This window comes from Exiguobacterium sp. UBA3968 (assembly GCF_002385115.1).
Classification (GTDB): domain Bacteria; phylum Bacillota; class Bacilli; order Exiguobacteriales; family Exiguobacteriaceae; genus Exiguobacterium_A.
Genome location: NZ_DGCW01000013.1, coordinates 1,028 through 3,349 on the forward strand (window position 1 = coordinate 1,028; position 2,322 = coordinate 3,349).

Sequence of the window (2,322 nt, forward strand, 5' to 3'; positions counted from 1 at the left end):
TACTTGACGCGCCTGCGTCCGGACGCGACGGGACTCACCGTAGCCCATGATCAATGTGATTTCTTTTGCCCGCTGAATGACGATTAATCGTTTTTTCGGCAGGTCGGCACTAAGAGCCGGTTCAATCACATCATTGTCACGCGTCGTAATGCCGGCTTCTTTGAGAACGCCATAAACGGAATCAGCCATTGTCTTCACCTGCTGCTCTTGTCCATCAATCAAAACTGTCACGGTTCGTGGATGATCCATCATCCCATAGACGAGTGCAGCCGCAAGTAGCAGGCTGCATCCGATTGTAATGAACGTCAACGAACGCATCATGGCAAACGGAAGATCCGTTTTGCATTTTCCGTCGTTGCTGCTTCCACATCGGCATACATCATGCCACGGAGCTGCGCAATTTCTTCAGCGACGAACCGAACGTAAGCCGGCTCGTTGCGTTTACCGCGGTGTGGTGTTGGTGTCAGATACGGACAGTCCGTCTCAACGAGTAAACGATCGAGCGGTACTTCCTGTGCAACACGTTTTGGCATTTTCGCGTTTTTGAACGTAACAGGTCCACCAAGTGAAATATAGAAGTTCATCGCTAGGCAACGCGGTAACAATTCAGCACTCATACTGTAGCTATGCAAAATACCACCGACTTCTTTTGCATCCTCTTCTTCGAGGATTCGTAACGTATCTTCTGTCGCTTCCCGGTTATGGATGACGATCGGTTTTTTCTTCTGCTTCGCGAGACGGATCTGTTTGCGGAAAGCTTCCTGTTGGACGTCTTTCGGTGACGTATCCCAGTGGTAGTCGAGTCCGATTTCTCCAAGCGCAACGACTTTTTCATGATCCATCAATCGTTCGACCTTTTGATAGGCTTCCTCATCAAAATCAATCGAGTCGACGGGATGCCATCCGATGACCGCATAAAGATCATCGTACGCTTCGACGAGTTCCATCGCGCGGTCGATTGTCTTATGATCAAATCCGACGACGATCATCGGTGAAACGCCGTTTGCACGTGCCCGCTCGATCGTTTCATGAACGTCTTCCGCGAATTGGTCTGCATTCAAGTGAGTGTGTGTATCGATTAACATATCTTATTCGACTCCTTCTTTAAAAAAATGCCTGTGACATGAAGTCCACAGGCATCGGTTTTATTTTACGCTTGCGCCGTTTGCCATCGTTGATGGGACCGTCGCGAGTTCAAGTTTTCCTGCTTTCTCAGCAGCAAGGACCATTCCTTGGGAGAGTTCGCCACGTAACGTGACCGGTTTTAAGTTCGCTACGACGATGACCTTACGTCCGACTAAATCTTCCGGCTCATACCACTGCGCGATACCAGAGACGATTTGGCGTGTTTCTTTGCCCATATCGACTTGTAACTTCAGTAGTTTTTTCGCCTTCTTGATCTTTTCAGCCGTCACGACTTCACCGACACGTAACTCGATCTGATCAAAGACATCGATCGTCGTTTCCGGACGAATGTCTTCATCAGCCTCTTCGACTTCCTCTTCCTCCACACGTGCTGCAGAAGCTTGATGCATCATGTCGACGATTGCTTCGACCTCTTCTTTGACATCGAGACGTGGGAAAATCGGTGTCGCTGTACCAACTTTTGTTCCTGGTGTGATGTCTGCGAATTTCTCGAGCGCTGCCCAGTCCATCGCTTGTCCGGAGAGACCAAGTTGCGCGAAGATCTCTTTTGGTGAACGCGTCATGAACGGTTGCAACATGATCGCCACGTGACGTAAGACACCGACGAGATGCACCATGACCGAACCGAGTTCCGCCGTTTTGGATTCGTCTTTTGCAAGAACCCACGGTTGTGTCTCATCGATGTATTTATTGGCACGGCTGATTAATTGCCAAATGTTCGATAGCACGACAGAGAATTCCATGTGTTCCATCGATGCTTCGACTTTCGTGACCGTTTCTTTTGCAAGATCCGAGAGTGTCGCATCAAACGGTGTCACATTGCCTGTATAGGCTGGGATCTCACCGTCAAAGTATTTCGTGACCATCGCGATCGTTCGGTTGAGTAAGTTCCCAAGGTCGTTTGCTAAATCGTAGTTCATCCGCTCAACGAATGCTTCAGGTGTGAACATACCATCTGAACCGAATGGAACTTCGCGTAACAAGTAATAACGAAGGGCGTCAAGACCGTAACGATCCGTCAATGGGATCGGATCAACGACGTTCCCTTTTGATTTCGACATTTTTCCGTCTTTCATCAACAACCAACCGTGTGCGAAGACTTTCTTCGGTAATGGGAGATCAAGTGCCATCAAGAGTGCCGGCCAAATGATCGTGTGGAAACGAACGATTTCTTTT

General features: G+C 48.8%; 3 protein-coding genes. All 3 read right to left on the reverse strand.

Translation table 11 applies throughout. From position 1 onward, the window contains the following. The coding region (locus tag B3S86_RS15260; protein WP_414651181.1) for a ubiquitin-like domain-containing protein at positions 1-309 on the reverse strand (309 nt) is incomplete at its 3' end. Between the two features lie 8 nt (positions 310-317). Next, positions 318-1,085 (reverse strand): TatD family hydrolase, encoded by a 768-nt coding sequence (locus B3S86_RS15265; RefSeq protein ID WP_290754310.1) that lies wholly within the window; start codon positions 1,083-1,085, stop codon positions 318-320. A gap of 60 nt (positions 1,086-1,145) precedes the next feature. Continuing rightward, on the reverse strand, positions 1,146-2,322 hold a 1,177-nt coding region (gene metG, locus B3S86_RS15270), incomplete at its 5' end, for a methionine--tRNA ligase subunit beta (RefSeq protein ID WP_290754312.1).